Source organism: Klenkia brasiliensis (assembly GCF_900100695.1).
GTDB lineage: Bacteria > Actinomycetota > Actinomycetes > Mycobacteriales > Geodermatophilaceae > Klenkia > Klenkia brasiliensis.
Map to the genome: position 1 here is coordinate 345,523 of NZ_FNCF01000005.1, position 18,705 is coordinate 364,227.

Sequence of the window (18,705 nt, forward strand, 5' to 3'; positions counted from 1 at the left end):
ACCAGTGCCAGGCAAAGCCCGCGTGCACGAGCTCGCCAAGGAGCTCGGCATCGACAGCAAGGCCGTGCTCGCCAAGCTCAAGGAGCAGGGCGAGTTCGTGAAGTCCGCATCGTCCACCGTCGAGGCGCCCGTCGCCCGGCGGCTGCGTGAGGCCTACGGGTCCGGCAGCGCGTCCGCGCCGGCCAGCAGCGCCCCCAAGCCGGCCCCGCGCCCGGCCGCCCCGGCGCCCGCGCCGCAGGCCCCCGCCCCGCGCGCGCAGGCACCGGCCGCCCCGGCGGCCAGCGCCCCCGCCGCCCCGAGCGCTCCCGCGGCCACCCCGGCCCCGGGTCCCCGCCCGGTCGGCCGTCCCGCCGGTGCCGGCCCCCGGCCCGGTCCCCGTCCGGCCCCGCAGGCGCCGGCCGCCCAGGCCCCGGCTGCGCAGGCCCCGGCCCCGCAGGCGCCGGCCGCCCAGGCCCCGGCTGCCCAGGCGCCGTCCGCACCGGCCCAGCCGCGTCCGGGCGCGCCCCGTCCGGGTGCGCCGCGACCGGCCGCCCCCGGTGGCTCGGCCCCCGGCCAGGGTGGTCCCCGCCCCGGCCCCCGTCCGGCCCCGCGGCCGGGCAACAACCCCTTCAGCAGCGCCCCGCGCCCGGCGGCCCCCCGCCCCGGTGGCGGTGCGCCCGGCGGCGCGCCCGGTCAGGGTGCCCCCGGCCAGGGCGGTCCCCGTCCCGGCCCGGGTGCCGGCGGTCCGCGTCCCGCGGCGGGCCCCGGCGGCCCGCGTCCGGCGGCGGGCCCCGGCGGTCCCCGTCCGGCGGCGGGCCCCGGCGGCCCGCGTCCCAACCCGGGCATGATGCCGCAGCGGCCGAGCCCGGGCATGATGCCCGGTCGCGCGGCCGGCCGGCCCGGCGGTGCCCCCGGCGGCCGTGGCCGTCCCGGTGCCCCCGGTGGCGGCGGTGGCTTCCGTCCCGGTGGCGGTGGCCCCGGTGGCGGCGGCGGTGCCCCCGCGGGCGGTTTCCGCCCCGGTGGCGGTGGCCGCGGTCGCGGGCGCGGTGGCTCGGGTGCGGGCACCGCGGGTGCCTTCGGGCGTCCGGGTGGTCGCGGACCGGTCCGCGGGCGCAAGAGCAAGAAGCAGAGGCGTCAGGAGTTCGACTCCATGGCCGCGCCGTCGATGGGTGGCGTCAGCCTGCCCCGCGGCAACGGCCAGACCGTGCGGCTGCCGCGCGGTGCCTCGCTGACCGACCTGGCCGAGCGCATCGGCGCCCAGCCGGCCGCGCTGGTGACCGCCCTGTTCCACCTGGGCGAGATGGTCACCGCCACGCAGTCGGTCAACGACGAGACGCTGCAGCTGCTCGGGGCCGAGATCGACTGGGACATCCAGGTCGTCAGCCCCGAGGACGAGGACCGCGAGCTGCTCGAGACCTTCGACCTCACCTTCGGCGACGAGGAGGGCGACGAGGACGACTGGAGCGCCCGCCCGCCGGTGGTCACGGTCATGGGTCACGTCGACCACGGCAAGACCAAGCTGCTGGACGCCCTGCGCCACACCAACGTGGTGGCCAAGGAGGCCGGTGGCATCACCCAGCACATCGGCGCCTACCAGATCGTCACCGAGCTGGACGGCGTCGAGCGGCCGATCACCTTCATCGACACCCCGGGTCACGAGTCGTTCACCGCGATGCGTGCCCGTGGCGCCAAGGTGACCGACATCGTCGTGCTGGTGGTCGCGGCCGACGACGGCGTCATGCCGCAGACGGTCGAGGCGCTCAACCACGCCCAGGCGGCCGACGTGCCGATCGTGGTCGCGGTGAACAAGATCGACAAGGAGGGGGCCAACCCCGCCAAGATCCGCCAGCAGCTCACCGAGTACGGCCTGGTCGCCGAGGAGTACGGCGGCGAGACGATGTTCGTCGACGTCTCGGCCACCACGCGCCAGGGCCTCGAGGACCTCGAGGCCGCGGTGCTGCTGACCGCGGACGCCTCCCTGGACCTGCGCGCCAACACCGAGCAGGACCCGCAGGGTGTGGTCATCGAGGGCAAGCTGGACAAGGGCCGGGGCCCCGTCGCCACGGTGCTGGTCCAGCGCGGCACGCTGCGCCAGGGTGACTCGATCGTGGCCGGCGACGCCTACGGCCGCGTCCGGTCGCTGCTCGACGAGCACGGCAACAAGCTCAAGGAGGCCCTGCCGGCGCGTCCGGTGCAGGTCGTCGGTCTGACGTCGGTGCCCCGCGCCGGCGACACCTTCCTCGTCGTCGAGGAGGACCGCACGGCCCGCCAGATCGCCGACCGTCGCCAGGCCCGCATCCGCAACGCGCAGAACGCGCAGGCGCGCAAGCGGATCAGCCTGGAGGACCTCGACGCCGCCCTGAAGGAGAGCCGCGAGCTCAACCTGATCATCAAGGGCGACAACTCCGGCACCGTGGAGGCGCTGGAGGAGGCCCTGATGAAGATCGAGGTGAGCGACGACCTGTCGCTGCGGGTCATCCACCGCGGCGTCGGCGGCATCACCAAGAGCGACATCGACCTGGCGCTGGCCGACGACGTCATCGTCCTGGGCTTCAACGTCCGGGCCGAGGGCCAGGCCACCGAGCTCGCCAACCGCGAGGGCGTCGACGTGCGCTACTACTCGGTGATCTACCAGGCCATCGAGGAGATCGAGGCCGCGCTCAAGGGCATGCTCAAGCCCGAGTTCGAAGAGGTGCAGCTGGGCACCGCGGAGGTCCGCGAGGTCTTCCGGGTCCCCCGCATCGGCAACGTCGCGGGTTCGCTGGTGCGCAGCGGCACGATCGTGCGCAACAGCAAGGCCCGGCTCATCCGCGACGGTGCGGTCGTCGCCGACAACCTGTCGGTGGACTCCCTGCGCCGGTTCAAGGACGACGCCACCGAGGTCCGCGAGGGCTACGAGTGCGGCATCGGCCTGGGGTCGTTCAACGACATCAAGGTCGACGACGTGATCGAGACCTTCGAGCTGCGCGAGAAGCCCCGCGCCTGACCGCGGGAGCAGGTCGGCGGATGATGGACCGGTGTTCACCGGTGCGTTGACCGCCGACCTGCTCCTGGGCGACGTCCACTCCCTCAAGGAGAAGCGTTCGCTCGTCCGGCCCGTCGTGGCCGAGCTGCGGCGCCGCTACGCGGTGGCCGCCGCCGAGGTCGGCGACACCGACCTGCACCGCCGAGCGCAGGTCGGTGTCGCCACGGTCGCCGGGGACGCCGCCCAGGTGGGCGAGGTCCTCGACGCCTGCGAGCGGTTGCTCGCCCAGCGCCCGGAGCTGACCCTGCTGTCCACGCACCGTCAGCTCTTCAGCACCGACGATTCCTGACCCGACGACCCGCAGGGGGACCCGATGGCCGACGCCGCCCGGGCACGACGGCTGGCGGTGCGCATCCGCCAGATCGTCTCCGCCACCATCGAGATGCAGATCAAGGACCCCCGGCTGGGGATGGTCACCATCACCGACTCCCGGGTGACCAGCGACCTGCGCGAGGCCACGCTGTTCTACACCGTCTACGGCGACGCCGAGGCCGCCGCCGACTCCGCGGCCGCCCTGGCCAGCGCCACCGGCGTGCTGCGGTCGACGGTGGGCAAGCAGACCGGCATCAAGTTCGTGCCCACGCTGACCTTCGTCTCCGACGCGGTCCCCGAGACCGCCCGCGAGCTCGACGAGGCACTGGAGCGCGCCCGGCACGCCGACGAGGAGCTCGCCCGCGCCCGGGCCGGTGCTGCCTACGCCGGCGACGCCGACCCCTACCGCAAGCCCGCCGTCGACGACGACACCGACGACGACGCCCACGACACCGACGCCCACGACACCGACGACACCGACGACGACCAGGACGACGACGTGCTGGCCGACGACCGGCAGGGGAGCGCCCGATGACCCAGCAGCCCGGCACCGAGGCCGTCGACCCCGGCGACGGCACCGAGGCATCCGCGGTCCTCGGTGGCCGCGTCGAGCCCGCCGACGGCGACCCCACGGCCGGCGGCCGCACCGGCCTGGCCGGCGACGCCGACCCGGCCAGCGACCCGAACGCGGCCTCCATCGCCGCCGACGAACCCTCCGACGGCGGACCGGCCATCCCGGTCGCCGGCGGGTCGCCCGGCGAGGAGCCCGACGAGGTGCCCCACGCCGACCCCGGTCCCGGCGACGACTGAGCGCGGACCCGGGCCCGTGGCTCCCGAGGGCGCGCTGGCCGCCGCCGTCGCCGTCCTCACCCGGGCGGTCGACGACGGCGCCGTCGTCGTCCTTAGCGCGCACGTGCAGCCCGACGCCGACGCGCTGGGCAGCGTGCTCGCGCTGGCCGAGGGGCTGCGGCGGCGCGGGGCGCGGGTGACCGCGACCTTCCCCGGTCCCTTCGTGCTGCCCGAGTCGCTGGCCTGGCTCCCCGGCACCGACCGGCTCGTGCCCGCCACCGACCTCCCGGCCCACCCCGACCTGGTGGTCGGCCTGGACGCCGCGGACCTGCGGCGCCTCGGCGAGGTGGGCCCGGTGCTGACGGCCGCCCCGGCCTCCCTGGTGGTCGACCACCACGCCTCCAACCCCGGGTTCGGGGCGGTGCAGCTGGTCGACCCCGACGCCGCGGCCACCGTGGCGCTGGTGGCCGACCTGCTCGACGGCCTGGGTGTCGACCTGGACGCCGAGCTGGCCACCTGCCTGTACGCGGGGCTGGCCGCCGACACCGGGTCCTTCCGGTTCGGCAACACCTCGCCGGCCACCCACGGCCTCGCCGCCCGGCTGCTGGCCACCGGCATCGACCACGCCCGGATCAGCCAGCGCCTGTTCGACACCGCGCCCTTCGGCTGGCTGTCGCTGCTGTCCCTGGCGGCCGGCCGGGCCCAGCTGGAGCGCACGGGCCACGGCCTGGTCTGGACCTGGGCCACCACCGCCGAGGCCGCCGCGCACGGGCTGCCCGCCGACCAGCTCGAGGCCCTGGTCGACGTGGTCCGCTCCGCCGAGGAGGCCGACGTCGCCTGCGTGCTCAAGGGCACCGACTCCGGGGCCTGGAACGTCTCGCTGCGCTCCCGCGGCGCCACCGACGTGTCCGCGGTGGCCATGGCGCTGGGCGGCGGCGGGCACCGGATGGCCGCCGGGTTCACCTCCTCCCTCGACCGCGAGGCCACCCTGGCGGCCATCCGCGAGCGGTTGTGACCCGGTCGGTCCCGGCCCTGGCGCTGCCGGCGCTGGTGGTGCTGGCGGCCGAGCCGCTGTACCTGCTGGTCGACACCGCGGTCATCGGCCACCTGGGCACCGTCGAGCTCGGCGGGCTGGCCGTCGGCGGCGGTCTGCTCGCCCCGGTCGCCGGCCTGCTCAACTTCCTGGCCTACGGGACGACGGCGCGCGCCGCGCGGCGGGCCGGCGCCGGGGACCGCGCGGGCGCCGTGGGCGAGGGCGTGCAGGCCACCTGGCTGGCGCTGGGGCTCGGGCTGGCCGGGGTGCTGGTGTTCCAGCTGGCCGCGGGCCCGTTGACCCGGGTGCTCGCCGGCGGCGCCGGACCGGTGGCGGAGGCCGCGGAGGGCTGGCTGCGGGTGGCGTGCCTGGGCCTGCCGCTGCTGCTGGTCGCGCTGGCCGGCAACGGGTGGCTGCGCGGGGTGGCCGAGCTCGGCCGGCCGGTGCGGTTCGTCGTCGCCGGCAGCCTGGTCTCCCTGGTGCTCAACCCGCTGCTGGTCTACCCCGCCGGCCTCGGCCTGGAGGGCTCCGCGGTCGCGAACGTCTGCGGCCAGGCGGTGTCCGCGGTGCTGTTCCTGGCCGCGCTGCGCCGCGAGGGCGTCCCGCTGCGGCCCCGGCTGCCCGCCGTGCTGGCCCAGCTCACCATCGGCCGGGACCTGCTGCTGCGGGCGGCCGTCCTGCAGGGCGCCTTCGCCGTCGCGGCCGCCGTCGTGGCCCGGTCCAGCACCGCCGAGCTCGGCGCGCACCAGATCGCGCTGCAGCTGTGGCTCTTCCTCGCCCTGGTCCTCGACGCCTACGCCGTCGCCGCGCAGACCCTGGTCGGGCAGGCCCTCGGCGCCGGCCGGGTCGCCGACGCCCGCGCGGCCGCGGCGCGGGTGGTGTGGTGGGGCCTGGGCACCGGCACGGTCGTCGCCGTCGCCCTGCTGCTCGCCCGGCCCGTGGTGGCCCCGCTGTTCACCGGCGACGCCGCCGTGCTGGGCCAGGCCGCCGTCGTCTGGTGGTTCCTCGCGCTCATGCAGCCGCTGGCCGGGGTCGTCTTCGCGCTCGACGGCGTGCTCATGGGCGCCGGCGACGTCGGCTACCTGCGCACCGTGACCATCGGGTCGGCGCTGGTCGGCTTCGTGCCGCTGTCGTTGCTCTCGCTCCCGCTGGGCTGGGGCCTGCCCGGCGTCTGGACCGGGCTGACGCTGTTCATCGCGCTGCGGCTGGTCGCCGTCCTGGCCCGGGTGTCCGGTGACCGGTGGACCCGTGCCACGGTGGTCCGGTGAGCCCCCGCCGTCCCGACGCCGACGTCCCGCCCGGCCTGCTGGTGGTCGACAAGCAGCCCGGCATGACCTCCCACGACGTGGTGGCCCGGGCCCGGCGCGCGCTGTCGGTGCGCAAGGTCGGCCACGCCGGCACCCTGGACCCGATGGCCACCGGGGTGCTGGTGCTCGGCGTCGGCGCGGCCACCCGGCTGCTCGGCCACCTCGCGGGCAACGACAAGGCCTACGCGGCCACGGTGCGGTTCGGGCAGACCACGGTGACCGACGACCGCGAGGGCGAGGTGCTCACCACCACCCCGGCCGGGGCGCTCACCGACGAGCAGGTCCGGGCCGCGCTGGCGCAGCAGACCGGTCCGTTGCAGCAGGTGCCGTCGGCGGTCAGCGCGGTGAAGGTCGGCGGGGTGCGGTCCTACGACCGGGTCCGCGCCGGCGAGCAGGTCGAGCTGGCTCCCCGCCCGGTCACCGTGCACTCGCTGGCCGTGCTCGACGTCCGCCGGCCGACCGCGGACCTGGTCGACGCCGACGTCGAGGTGGTCTGCTCCACCGGCACCTACATCCGCGCCGTCGCCCGCGACGCCGGGGCCGCGCTCGGCGTCGGCGGGCATCTCACCGCGCTGCGGCGCACCCGGTCGGGCCCGTTCGACCAGGCCGCCGCCCGCCCGGTCGAGGACGCCGCGGCCGCCCTGCTGGCCGGCGCCGGCGCGGGGTTCGTGCCGCTGACCGCCGCGGCCACCGCGGTGTTCCCGGAGCGGCCGGTCTCCGCGGAGGAGGCGGTCGACCTCGGGCACGGCAAGCGGGTCGCCGCCACCGGCGCGCCCGGCCTGCACGCCGCGGTCGACCCCACCGGCCGGCTGGTCGCGCTGGTCGAGGACACCGGCCGCACGGCCCGGGTGTCGGTGGGCTTCCCCGCCTGAGCTCAGCCGACCGGCGTCGGGGGCTCCTGCCCGGTCAGCACCGCTGCCGCGTTGCGGGCGGCCAGCACGGCCATCGCCTCCCGGGTCTGCACGGTCGCCGACCCCAGGTGCGGGGTCAGCAGCACGTCGTCGCGGCCCACCAGGCCGGGGTGGAGCGCGGGTTCGTCCTCGAACACGTCCAGCGCCGCGCCCCGGATCTCCCCGGCCTCCAGCGCCGCCACCAGCGCTGCCTCGTCGACCACCGGGCCGCGGGCGGTGTTGACCAGGAAGGCGGTCGGGCGCATCGACCGCAGCGCGGCGGCGTCCACCAGGTGCCGGGTGCCGGGGGTCAGCGGGCAGTGCAGGGACACCACGTCGGAGCTCGCCAGCAGGTCGGCGAGCGGCAAGCGCTCGGCGGGCGGGGCGTCGGCGGCAGCGGGGTGGCGGGCCGCGTAGGCGACGTGCATCCCGAACGCCGCCGCCCGGCGGGCCACCGCCTGCCCGATCGCGCCGTAGCCGACCAGTCCCAGCCGGGCCCCGCGCAGCCCCGTGCCGAGCATGAAGTCCAGGTCCCAGCCCCACGACCGGCCCGCGCGCAGCAACCGGTCGCCCTCGCCGACCCGCCGGGTGATGCCCAGCAGCAGGGCCAGGGTCAGGTCGGCGGTCGCGTCGGTGAGCACGCCGGGGGTGTTGGTGACCCTGACACCGCGCCGCCGGCAGGCCTCGACGTCGACGTTGTCGTAGCCGACCGCGATGTTGGCGACCACCTTCAGCTGGGGGCCGGCGGCGTCCAGCAGGGCGTCGTCGACCCGGTCCAGGAGCAGGCAGACCAGCGCGTCGGCGCCGGCCACGGCGGTGCGCAGCTCCTCGGCGCCCAGCGGCCGGTCCACCTCGGGGCGGTGGACGTCGGCGACGGCGGTCAGCACCGCCACCGCGGCGTCCGGCAGCCGCCGGCTCAGCACCACCCGGGGTCGGTCCACGACCGGACCGTACGGCGTCAGCGGGACCGGTGCGGCCGCGCCAGCAGGAGCACCCCGGCGACGGTGAGCGCCAGCCCCGCCACCAGCACCGGTGCCCACCCCGGCCGCAGCCGGTCCCCGAGCAGGGCCAGCCCGACCAGCCCGGGCACCACCACCTGGGTGGTCGACAGCACCGCGGTCACCGTGCCGACCGCGCCCGAGCGCAGGGCGGCGGCGGTCCACAGCGTGCCGGTCAGCCCCAGCACCAGGACGGCGTACGCCAGCGGCTCGGCGGCGAGCTCCAGCACCGACGCCCACCCGGCCGACCGCACGTGCAGGGCCCGCACCGACAGCGCCACCCCGCCGTAGGCGAGCCCCGCCGCCGCCGCGGTCGCCACCGCCGTCCCCGACCGGCGCACCGGCTCCAGGGCGAGCAGCGTGACGACGGCGACGGCGAGCAGCGCCGGTTCCGCGGCGGCGGGCAGCGCGGCCGGCCGCCCGGGCTGCGCCGCGGCGGCGACCAGCACCGAGCCGAGGACGACGGCGACCACCCCCGCCAGGGAGCGCCGCGGCAGGTCGCGCACCCGCCCGGGCCGGCCGGCCACCGTCGTCACCGCGACCGCCCCGGCCAGCACCGACTGCACGGTGACCACCGGCAGGGAGCGCAGCGCCACCACCGACAGCACCCAGCCCAGGCCGTCCAGCACCAGCCCGCCGACGTAGCGGGGCTGGGTGGCCAGCGGCCGGCCCGGCCGCACCCGCCGGCTGCCCTCGGCCTCCAGCAGCGAGGCGGCGCTGTTGACCAGCATGGCCAGGACGGCGGCGGCCAGCGCCAGCTCGGTCACGCCGGAGATGGTCCCCGACCGGTGTGGGCCGCGGCCGGGTGGGGCAGGGGAAGAGGCATGAGCGTCGTGAAGATCAACGTGCTGACCGTGCCCGCCGAGGCCCGGGAGCGGCTCGAGGACCGCTTCGCCAACCGCGCCGGGGCCGTGGAGTCCTCCGACGGGTTCGAGTGGTTCGAGCTGCTGCGCCCGGTCGAGGGGATCGACTCCTACCTCGTCTACACCCGCTGGCGCAGCGAGGAGGACTTCCAGGCCTGGCAGGACGGGCAGGACTTCGCCCGCGGCCACTCCGGCGGCGGGTCGGGGATGGCCCCGGCCGCGACCGGGTCGCACGTGTGGACGTTCGAGGTGGTCACCCAGGCGGCGGCGAAGAGCTGAGCGGGGCGGGGTCGCCCGCCGCAGGGCCCGGCGCGGTGTCGGTCACCGAGCTGGCGCCGCGCACCGCGTCGGCCCACCGCCGCTCCCGCTCCGCCGGGGTGAGGACGTCCTCGGCCGTCGCCGTCACGAAGTCGGTGACGACGTCGGCGAACCGGCGGGGGTCGTCCACCTGCGGGAAGTGCCCGGCCCCGGGGAACACCTCCAGCCGGCTGCCCGGCAGCAGCGCGTGCAGCTCGTGGGCGTGCCGCACCGGGATGACGGCGTCCGCCGCGCCCCACACCAGCAGCAGCGGCAGGGCCTGCGCCAGGTACACCCGGTCGGCGGCGCTGACCCGCTGACCGCCGGTGTCCAGCACCGCGCGGGCGGTGTGCACGAAGGCCGCACGGGCATCGGCGTCGGCGAGGGTGTCCAGCCCGCTGACCACCTGCGTGGTGCCCGGCGGCGTCCAGCGCTGCAGGGGCCGCAGCACCTGCCGGCCGGCGGCGCGGGTCCACCGGTTGAACACCGCCGGCAGCACGTACTCCGCGCCCGGCAGGGTGACCGCGCGCAGGGCGGGGGAGACGTCGCGGCCCAGGCCGCCGGAGTCGACCAGCACCAGGCGCTCGACCAGGGCGGGGAACTGGTGGGCGAACTGCAGCGCCACCCCACCGCCCAGGCTGTGGCCGACCACGGTCGCCGACCCGGCCCCCAGCACGGTGAGCAGGTCGCGGGCCTGGGTGGCGAAGGCGCCCAGGCTGTAGTCGCCGGGCGGCTTCTCCGACTCGCCGTGGCCCATCAGGTCCGGCGCCACCACCCGGTGGGTGCGGGCCAGCTCGTCCAGGGCCGGGCCGAAGCTGGCGCCCGAGCCGAGCAGGCCGTGCACCAGCAGCAGGACCGGCCCCCCGGTGCCGCCGACCCGGGCGGACAGGTCGTGGCCGTGCAGCCGGACCCGCACCTGCCGCACGTGCGGCGTCGTCCAGGGTGTGACCGCGGGTGACATGCAACCGAGCGTAGGTCGCTCCGGCCGGGCCGCGCTGCGGCGCGGGTCTAGGGTGCAGGGGGCCGGGCAGGTGCCCGGCGCAGTCCCCGAAGCCTCGAAGTGGGAGCCATGACCGACACGCTCAGCCCCAGCCACACCTCCTCGCGCACGTTCGCCGAGGGCGTGCCGCTGGTGGTGGAGCAGGCGACCCGCCGCCCGGTGGCCGAGCGCGAGCAGCTGCTCGCCGACCCCGGCTTCGGCAAGGTCTTCACCGACCACATGGTCGTGGCCCGCTACGTCGCCGGCCGCGGCTGGACCGAGGCGAAGCTGACCGGGTACGCCCCGCTGCAGCTGGACCCCAGCACCGCCGCGCTGCACTACGCGCAGTCGATCTTCGAGGGCCTCAAGGCCTACGCCCAGCCCGACGGCTCGGTGGCGGTCTTCCGGCCCGAGCAGAACGCGGCCCGGATGGCCCGCGGAGCGGTCCGCATGGCGATGCCGCCGGTCCCGGCCGAGGGCTTCCTGGCCGCCGTCGACGCCCTGGTCGACGCCGACCGCGACTGGGTGCCCACCGGCCCCGACCAGACGCTGTACCTGCGCCCCTACCAGCTGGCCGTGGAGCCCTTCCTCGGCGTCCGCCCCGCCGCCGAGTACCTGTTCGTGGTCATCGCCAGCCCGGCCGGTGCCTACTTCCCGCGCGGCGTCCAGCCGGTGTCGGTCTACCTGTCCGAGGACTACATCCGGGCCGCCCCCGGCGGCACCGGCGACGTCAAGTGCGCCGGCAACTACGCGGCCAGCCTCCTGGCCCAGGAGCAGGCCATCGCGGCCGGCTGCGACCAGGTCGTCTGGCTCGACGCCACGGAGAAGAAGTACGTCGAGGAGATGGGCGGGATGAACCTGTTCTTCGTCCTCGGCGCGGGCGACGACGCCGAGCTGGTCACCCCCGAGCTGACCGGCACCCTGCTGCCCGGCATCACCCGCGAGTCGCTGATCACCGTCGCGCGCGAGCTCGGCCACCGGGTCACCGAGCGCCGGTTCTCCGTCGATGAGTGGCGCGCCGGGGTGGCCGACGGCTCGATCACCGAGACCTTCGCCTGCGGCACCGCCGCGGTGATCACCCCGGTCGGCCACGTGAAGGCCCGCACCGGTGACTTCACCGTCGGCGACGGCACCCCGGGTGCGGTGACCATGGCGCTGCGCGAGCGGCTGCTCGACATCCAGCACGGGCGCGTCGCCGACGAGCACGGCTGGCTGCACACCGTCACCGCCGGCTGACGTGCAGCGCTGGCGCGGCCTGGAGGCGACTCCCGGCGACCTGGGCCGGACCGTGGTCACCGTCGGCATGTACGACGGCGTCCACCGCGGGCACCAGCAGCTGATCGGCGCCGCGGTGGACCGGGCACGCAGCCTGGGCCGCCCGGCCCTGCTGCTGACCTTCGACCCGCACCCGGCCGAGGTCGTGCGGCCCGGCGCCCACCCGGCGATCCTCACCTCGGCCGACCGCAAGGCCGAGCTGGTCGCCGAGCTGGGCGTGGACGCGATGTGCGTGCTGCCCTTCACCCCGGAGTTCAGCCGGTTGTCGCCGGAGTCCTTCACCCACACCGTGCTGGTCGAGCACCTGCACGCGGTGGCGGTCGTGGTGGGGGAGAACTTCAGCTACGGCCACCGCGCCGCCGGCGACGTCGCCTCCCTGACCCGCGAGGGACGGCGGTTCGGCTTCGCCGTCGAGGGCCTGGACCTGGCGGCGGACTCCGCCGGCGGGGGAGAGGTGACGATCTCCTCCACCTACATCCGGGCCTGCGTGGCCGCCGGTGACCTCGGTGCGGCGGCCCGCGCGCTGGGCCGCCCGCACCGGGTGGACGGCGTGGTGGTCAAGGGCGACCAGCGCGGCCGCGAGATGGGCTACCCGACGGCGAACGTGGAGTCCCCGCCGTACACCGCGGTCCCCGCCGACGGCGTCTACGCCGGTCACCTGGTGCTGCGGGACCGGCAGGGCCGCAGCGGCCGGCGCTTCCCGGCGGCGATCTCGGTGGGCACCAACCCGACCTTCCAGGGCACCCACCGCACCGTGGAGGCGTTCCTGCTGGACTGGTCCGGGGACCTCTACGGCGAGCACGTGGGCGTGGAGTTCGTCGAGCGGCTGCGCCCGATGGTGGCCTACACCGGCATGGCGGCGCTCATCGAGCAGATGGACCTCGACGTCGCCGAGACCCGGCGCGTCCTGGGCACCGTGTAACCTCGTGCCGACGTCGGCTCGTCCGACGTGTGTGCATGCTGCCCCCGTGACACCGACCGGGGGCCACACGTGACCTGCCCAGGAGGCACCCATGGCGCTGGAGAGCGCGACGAAGAAGCAGATCATGACCGAGTACGCGACGGTCGAGGGTGACACCGGGTCCCCCGAGGTGCAGGTGGCGATGCTGACCCGACGGATCAGCGACCTGACCGAGCACCTCAAGCAGCACAAGCACGACCACCACAGCCGGCGGGGCCTGCTCCTGCTGGTCGGCCGGCGTCGCCGGCTGCTGAACTACCTGGCCAAGACCGACATCAACCGCTACCGCTCGCTCATCGAGCGGCTCGGTCTGCGCCGCTAGCACGTCGAGGGGACCGGCTCCGCGCTCCGCGGGACGGTCCCCTCTCCCGTGCGGCACCCGCCGCACGGGCCCAGGCGGACCCGCACCGGCCCTGGTCGCGCACCGCGCACGGCCCGGTCCTCGGTAGTGGCCCCCGGGACGCGGCAGGCACCAGCCCCGCGACCCGAGGGCTTCGATCGAAGACCGGTCCCAGGGACCACCCGGCGCACCCCGCCGAACCAAGAGGGCGCCGCCGCATGCGGCGCAGGAAGAGGACTCACGAGATGTCCGCACCCACCGACACCATCGACTACGACGCCGAGGACGGCGTCTTCACCGCCTCCGCGGTGATCGACAACGGGTCCTTCGGGTCCCGCACCGTCACCTTCGAGACCGGGCGGCTGGCCAAGCAGGCCGCCGGCTCCGTCGTCGCCACCATGGGCGACACCACGCTGCTGTCGGCCACCACGGCCGGCCGCCAGCCCAAGGACCACTTCGACTTCTTCCCGCTGACGGTGGACGTCGAGGAGCGGATGTACGCGATCGGGAAGATCCCCGGTTCGTTCTTCCGCCGCGAGGGCCGTCCGTCGGAGGACGCGATCCTCACCTGCCGCCTCATCGACCGCCCGCTGCGCCCGACCTTCGCGAAGGGCCTGCGCAACGAGGTCCAGGTCGTCATCAGCGTGCTCTCGCTGGACCCCGACCACCTCTACGACGTGCTGGCCATCAACGGCGCCTCGGCGTCCACCCAGCTCTCGGGCCTGCCCTTCTCCGGCCCGGTCGGCGCCACCCGCGTCGCGCTGATCAACGGCCAGTGGGTCGGCTTCCCCACCCACACCGAGCTCGAGGACGCCGTCTTCGACATGGTCGTGGCCGGGCGGGTCCTGCCCGACGGCGACGTCGCGATCATGATGGTCGAGGCCGAGGCCACCGAGAAGACCATCGAGCTGGTCGCCGGCGGCGCCACCGCCCCCACCGAGGAGGTCGTGGCGCAGGGCCTCGAGGCCGCCAAGCCCTTCATCAAGGCGCTGTGCGAGGCGCAGTCGGCGCTGGCCGGCAAGGCCGCCAAGCCCGTGCAGGACTTCCCCCGCTTCCTGGACTACCAGGACGACGTCTACGCCGCCGTCGAGGCCCAGGCGCACGAGAAGCTGACCGTGGCCCAGGCCATCGCCGGCAAGGCCGAGCGCGAGGACGCCACCGACGTGCTCAAGGACGAGGTCAAGGCCGCGCTGGCCGACCAGTTCGAGGGCCGCGAGAAGGAGATCTCCGCCGCCTTCCGCGCCGTCACCAAGAAGGTCGTCCGGCAGCGCATCCTGCGCGACAAGGTCCGCATCGACGGCCGTGGCGTCACCGACATCCGCCCCCTGTCGGCCGAGGTCGAGGTGCTCCCGCGGGTGCACGGCTCGGCGCTGTTCGAGCGCGGCGAGACCCAGATCATGGGCGTCACCACGCTGAACATGCTCCGCATGGAGCAGCAGCTGGACACCCTGAACCCGGTGACCCGCAAGCGGTACATGCACAACTACAACTTCCCGCCGTACTCCACCGGCGAGACCGGCCGCGTGGGCTCGCCCAAGCGCCGCGAGATCGGCCACGGCGCCCTCGCCGAGCGCGCGCTGCTGCCCGTGCTGCCCGACCGCGAGGAGTTCCCCTACGCGATCCGGCAGGTGTCCGAGGCGCTGGGCTCCAACGGCTCGACCTCGATGGGCTCGGTCTGCGCCTCGACCCTGTCGTTGCTCAACGCCGGTGTGCCGCTGCGCGCCCCGGTCGCCGGCATCGCCATGGGTCTGGTCTCCGACCAGGTCGACGGGAAGACCGAGTACGTCGCGCTGACCGACATCCTCGGCGCCGAGGACGCCTTCGGCGACATGGACTTCAAGGTCGCCGGCACCAAGGACTTCGTGACCGCCCTCCAGCTGGACACCAAGCTCGACGGCATCCCCTCCGACGTCCTCGCCGGTGCGCTGACCCAGGCCCGCGCGGCCCGGCTGCACATCCTCGACGTCATGCTCGAGGCCATCGACGGCCCCGACGAGATGAGCCCGTTCGCCCCCCGGGTGACCACGGTGCGCATCCCGGTCGACAAGATCGGCGCGGTCATCGGCCCCAAGGGCCAGATGATCAACGCGATCCAGGACGAGACCGGCGCCGACATCACCATCGAGGACGACGGCACGATCTACGTCGGCGCCTCCGACGGCCCCTCGGCCCAGGCCGCGGTCGACCGGATCAACGCCATCGCCAACCCGCAGCTGCCCAAGGTCGGCGAGCGGTTCCTGGGCACGGTCGTCAAGACCACCGCCTTCGGTGCCTTCGTCTCCCTGCTGCCCGGCCGCGACGGCCTGGTGCACATCAGCAAGCTGGGCAACGGCAAGCGGATCGCCAAGGTCGAGGACGTCGCCAACGTCGGCGACAAGCTGCAGGTCGAGATCACCGACATCGACGCCCGCGGCAAGATCAGCCTCGTCCCGGTCGTGGACGCGGCCGCCGAGGCCGCCCCGGCCGAGGCCGCTGCCGCGCCCGCGGGTGAGTGACCACGGCTGACCACAGCTCGACCGTGACCGGGGTGGGTGCCGACCAGGCGCCCACCCCGGTCGCCGTCGGGCGGACCGAGGTGCTGGACGTCGACGAGGTCGGCGGGCGCGTCGAGCGCACGGAGCTGCCCGGGGGCCTGCGGGTCATCACCGAGCAGATGCCGGGCGTGCTGTCGGCGACCGTCGGCATCTGGGTCGGCGTGGGCTCGCGCGATGAGACCCCGGGGCTGGGGGGTTCGTCGCACTTCCTCGAGCACCTGCTGTTCAAGGGCACCCGCTCGCGGACGGCGCTGGAGATCGCCACGGCCATGGACGCCGTCGGCGGTGAGATGAACGCCTTCACCGCCAAGGAGCACACCTGCTACTACGCCAACGTGCTCGCCAGCGACCTGCCGTTGGCGGTGACCCTGCTCGGTGACCTGGTCACCGATGCGCTGAACACCGCCCCGGACCTGGAGTCCGAGCGCACGGTGGTGCTCGAGGAGATCGCCATGCGCGACGACGAGCCCGCCGACGCCGTGCACGACCTGTTCGCCACGACCCTGTTCGGCGACACCCCGCTGGGCCGGTCGGTGCTGGGCACGGTCGAGTCCATCGAGGCACTCACCCGGGACGACGTCGACGGCTGGTACCGGAGCCGGTACTCGGCACCCTCGATCGTGGTCGCCGCCGCCGGCCGGGTGGACCACGCGCAGGTCCTGGACCTGGTGCGCGCCGCGTTCGGCGACCGGCTGGCCGGCGACGTCCGGCCGGACCCGCTGCGCACCGGCGACGACGGCGTGCCCGGCACGCCCGCGCACCGGACCGGCCTGATCCACCGGCGCACCGAGCAGACGCACCTGCTGCTCGGGTCTGTGGGGCTGGGTCGGCTGGACCCGGCCCGGTACGCCGCCGCCGTGCTGGACGCCGCGGTGGGGGGCGGCATGAGCTCCCGGCTGTTCCAGGAGATCCGCGAGAAGCGCGGCCTGGTCTACAGCGTGGGGTCCTCGCTCACCCACTACGCCGGCAGCGGGGTGTTCTCCGTCTACGCCGGCTGCGCCCCCAAGCGCGTCCCCGAGGTGCTGCGCCTGGTGCGCTCCGGGCTCGCGGAGGTGGCCGCCGACGGCCTGCGGGACGACGAGGTGGCCCGGGGCATCGGGCAGCTGAAGGGCGGCCTGGTGCTGGGCCTGGAGGACACCGGGTCCCGGATGAGCAGGATCGGCAAGAGCGAGCTCTCCTACGGGGAGTACCTCCCGGTGCGGGAGGTCCTGGCCCGGCTCGAGGCGGTGGACACCGCGGAGGTGCGCGCGGTGGCCGCGGACCTGCTGGCCCGGCCCACCGCGCTGGCCGTGGTCGGCCCCTACCGGGAGAAGGACCTGGAGCGGCTGGGCGCATGAGGGAGTGGTCCACCGAGCACGGCGCCCTGGCGCGGGGGACGTTCGCCGTCGCCGTGCTGGTGTCCCTCGCCGTGCTGTTCGCCCCGCCGGGTGACGTGCCCGCCACCCCCTACGGCGTGGACAAGGTGGTGCACGCCCTGCTCTTCGCCGCGCTCGCCTTCACCGCGCGCTGGGCCGGGGTCGGCCGCGCCGTCACCGCCGGGCTCACGGTGCTCTACGCCGCGGTCAGCGAGGCGCTGCAGGGCACCGACCTGGTCGGCCGGGACGCCTCCCTCGGCGACTGGCTCGCCGACGTCGTCGGGGTGCTCGCCGGCCTCCTGCTGTGGCGCGCGGTGGCTGCGGTCCGGCGCTGACCCGCCCTGGGTTGCGTCCCGGTGCGGTGCCCGTCAGGGTGCCGACCATGACCTCCAGCAGCCCCGTCACCGCCCCCGCCCCCGACGGCCCGCTCACCTCGGTCGCCGTGCTCGGTGCCCGTGGCCGGATGGGCGTGGAGGTGTGCCGGGCCGTCAACGAGGCCGAGGACCTGGAGCTGGTGGCCATGGTCGAGGGCAGCGAGTGGCTGTTCAACGTGGCCGACGGGGGCGCGCAGGTGGCCGTCGACTTCACCCGCCCGGAGTCGGTGATGGAGAACATCCGCTTCTGCATCGACCAGGGCATCCACTGCGTCGTCGGCACCACCGGGTTCGACGACGAGAAGATCGCCACCATCCGGGAGTGGCTGGCCCCCAAGCCCGACCTCGGCGTGCTCATCGCGCCCAACTTCGGCATCGGCGCGGTGCTGCTCATGAAGTTCGCGGCCGAGGCCGCCCGCTTCTTCACCTCCGTCGAGGTGGTCGAGCTGCACCACCCCAACAAGGTCGACGCCCCCTCGGGGACGGCCACCCGCACCGCGCAGCTCATCAGCCAGGCGCGGGCAGCAGCCGGCGTCGCCCCGGCGCCCGACGCCACGCAGGAGGGGGCGTCGCTGCCCGGTGCCCGGGGTGCGGTCGTCGACGGGGTGCCCGTGCACGCGGTGCGGCTGGCCGGGCTGGTCGCGCACGAGGAGGTGCTGCTCGGCACCCACGGCGAGACGCTGACCCTGCGGCACGACTCCTACGACCGGTCGTCCTTCATGCCGGGCGTCCTGCTCGCCGTGCGCGAGATCCAGCGCCGGCCCGGTCTGACCATCGGCATCGAGTCCCTGCTCGGTCTCTGACCCCTCCGGCGGGGGAGCGGAGCGGGCCGGACACGCCCGCGACACCCCGCCGACACGTGACCTGCCTCCCAGACCGCTCCGGCTCGGAACTCGCTGACCTGCCCGTTCGCCCCGGGGGCACCCCCGTCGGACGACGGACGGCCACTCGGGGGACCCCCCGGGTTTGACGCGCCCCGACCCGTGGCGTAACTTTCTCTCTGCGCCGGGGACGACCGCGAGGCCGGGCCCGAAGCGCCGAGCAGGACAACAAGCCGAGACATCGAAGGCCGGGAGGCCGGGGTTCTTGCGCGTCCGCTCTTTGAGAACTCAACAGCGTGCCGAAAGTCAGTGCCAATTGTTTGACCCCTTGAACTTTTGGGTTCGGGGTTTCTGGATTGATGATCGAGACTGTCAGGTCTTGGTTCTTGGTCTGGGTTGAATTCATCTACGGAGAGTTTGATCCTGGCTCAGGACGAACGCTGGCGGCGTGCTTAACACATGCAAGTCGAACGATGAAGCCAGCTTGCTGGTGGATTAGTGGCGAACGGGTGAGTAACACGTGGGCAACCTGCCCCCGGCTCTGGGATAACTCCAAGAAATTGGTGCTAATAC

At 75.1% G+C, this 18,705-nt stretch carries 18 protein-coding genes and 1 rRNA gene; 16 read left to right on the plus strand and 3 right to left on the minus strand.

From position 1 onward, the window contains the following. The first annotated feature begins 4 nt into the window (after nucleotides 1–4). From infB to truB, 7 genes are read left to right on the plus strand one after another with little or no spacing between them, the layout of a single operon-like run. The gene (gene infB / locus BLT39_RS16880; RefSeq protein WP_091066143.1) at nucleotides 5–2,965 is read left to right on the plus strand and encodes a translation initiation factor IF-2; all 2,961 of its coding nucleotides are present in this window, start codon (nucleotides 5–7) and stop codon (nucleotides 2,963–2,965) included. Between the two features lie 31 nt (nucleotides 2,966–2,996). Beyond that, on the plus strand, nucleotides 2,997–3,293 hold the full coding sequence (locus tag BLT39_RS16885; RefSeq protein ID WP_091066145.1) for a DUF503 domain-containing protein: 297 nt from the start codon (nucleotides 2,997–2,999) through the stop codon (nucleotides 3,291–3,293). Between the two features lie 24 nt (nucleotides 3,294–3,317). Then, nucleotides 3,318–3,851 (plus strand): 30S ribosome-binding factor RbfA, encoded by a 534-nt coding sequence (gene rbfA / locus BLT39_RS16890; protein WP_091066148.1) that lies wholly within the window; start codon nucleotides 3,318–3,320, stop codon nucleotides 3,849–3,851. Then, complete coding sequence (locus BLT39_RS16895) at nucleotides 3,848–4,126, plus strand: hypothetical protein (protein WP_207508067.1); 279 nt, start codon at nucleotides 3,848–3,850, stop codon at nucleotides 4,124–4,126. Before rbfA ends, BLT39_RS16895 begins: the two co-directional genes overlap by 4 nt. A 16-nt stretch (nucleotides 4,127–4,142) precedes the next feature. Further along, a complete protein-coding gene (locus BLT39_RS16900; protein WP_091066151.1) occupies nucleotides 4,143–5,120 on the plus strand; it encodes a DHH family phosphoesterase in 978 nt (325 codons plus the stop codon). Next, a complete protein-coding gene (locus tag BLT39_RS16905; RefSeq protein WP_091066154.1) occupies nucleotides 5,117–6,406 on the plus strand; it encodes an MATE family efflux transporter in 1,290 nt (429 codons plus the stop codon). Before BLT39_RS16900 ends, BLT39_RS16905 begins: the two co-directional genes overlap by 4 nt. Next, a complete protein-coding gene (truB, locus tag BLT39_RS16910; protein ID WP_091066158.1) occupies nucleotides 6,403–7,317 on the plus strand; it encodes a tRNA pseudouridine(55) synthase TruB in 915 nt (304 codons plus the stop codon). Before BLT39_RS16905 ends, truB begins: the two co-directional genes overlap by 4 nt. A gap of 2 nt (nucleotides 7,318–7,319) precedes the next feature. On the opposite strand, the gene BLT39_RS16915 is transcribed toward truB, so the two are convergent. After that, nucleotides 7,320–8,276: an NAD(P)-dependent oxidoreductase gene (locus BLT39_RS16915; protein WP_165640295.1), complete on the minus strand. Its 957-nt coding sequence runs from the start codon at nucleotides 8,274–8,276 to the stop codon at nucleotides 7,320–7,322. A gap of 17 nt (nucleotides 8,277–8,293) precedes the next feature. Beyond that, entirely contained in the window at nucleotides 8,294–9,100 is an 807-nt protein-coding gene (locus BLT39_RS16920; RefSeq protein WP_091066161.1) for a hypothetical protein, read from the minus strand. Nucleotides 9,101–9,157: 57 nt separating this feature from the next. On the opposite strand from BLT39_RS16920, the gene BLT39_RS16925 reads away from it, so the two are divergent. Further along, complete coding sequence (locus BLT39_RS16925; RefSeq protein WP_091066165.1) at nucleotides 9,158–9,475, plus strand: antibiotic biosynthesis monooxygenase family protein; 318 nt, start codon at nucleotides 9,158–9,160, stop codon at nucleotides 9,473–9,475. Here the strand turns inward: BLT39_RS16925 and BLT39_RS16930 are convergent. Beyond that, nucleotides 9,450–10,454 (minus strand): alpha/beta fold hydrolase, encoded by a 1,005-nt coding sequence (locus BLT39_RS16930; RefSeq protein ID WP_091066169.1) that lies wholly within the window; start codon nucleotides 10,452–10,454, stop codon nucleotides 9,450–9,452. The genes BLT39_RS16925 and BLT39_RS16930 overlap by 26 nt on opposite strands. Before the next feature lie 108 nt (nucleotides 10,455–10,562). On the opposite strand from BLT39_RS16930, the gene BLT39_RS16935 reads away from it, so the two are divergent. From BLT39_RS16935 to BLT39_RS16970, 8 genes are all read left to right on the plus strand, one after another. Continuing rightward, complete coding sequence (locus BLT39_RS16935) at nucleotides 10,563–11,708, plus strand: branched-chain amino acid aminotransferase (RefSeq protein ID WP_091066381.1); 1,146 nt, start codon at nucleotides 10,563–10,565, stop codon at nucleotides 11,706–11,708. Between the two features lies 1 nt (nucleotide 11,709). Next, the gene (locus BLT39_RS16940) at nucleotides 11,710–12,669 is read left to right on the plus strand and encodes a bifunctional riboflavin kinase/FAD synthetase (protein WP_091066172.1); all 960 of its coding nucleotides are present in this window, start codon (nucleotides 11,710–11,712) and stop codon (nucleotides 12,667–12,669) included. A gap of 91 nt (nucleotides 12,670–12,760) precedes the next feature. Further along, complete coding sequence (gene rpsO / locus BLT39_RS16945; protein WP_091066175.1) at nucleotides 12,761–13,030, plus strand: 30S ribosomal protein S15; 270 nt, start codon at nucleotides 12,761–12,763, stop codon at nucleotides 13,028–13,030. A gap of 263 nt (nucleotides 13,031–13,293) precedes the next feature. Next, a complete protein-coding gene (locus BLT39_RS16950; protein WP_091066178.1) occupies nucleotides 13,294–15,543 on the plus strand; it encodes a polyribonucleotide nucleotidyltransferase in 2,250 nt (749 codons plus the stop codon). Between the two features lie 32 nt (nucleotides 15,544–15,575). Next, entirely contained in the window at nucleotides 15,576–16,919 is a 1,344-nt protein-coding gene (locus BLT39_RS16955) for a M16 family metallopeptidase (RefSeq protein WP_242658498.1), read from the plus strand. Beyond that, nucleotides 16,916–17,272, plus strand: coding sequence for a VanZ family protein (locus BLT39_RS16960; protein WP_091066181.1), 357 nt, complete (start codon nucleotides 16,916–16,918; stop codon nucleotides 17,270–17,272). The genes BLT39_RS16955 and BLT39_RS16960 overlap by 4 nt, the downstream gene beginning before the upstream one ends. 47 nt (nucleotides 17,273–17,319) lie before the next feature. After that, complete coding sequence (gene dapB / locus BLT39_RS16965) at nucleotides 17,320–18,114, plus strand: 4-hydroxy-tetrahydrodipicolinate reductase (RefSeq protein WP_091066386.1); 795 nt, start codon at nucleotides 17,320–17,322, stop codon at nucleotides 18,112–18,114. Between the two features lie 423 nt (nucleotides 18,115–18,537). Beyond that, a 16S ribosomal RNA gene (locus tag BLT39_RS16970) occupies nucleotides 18,538–18,705 on the plus strand; the annotation flags it as partial.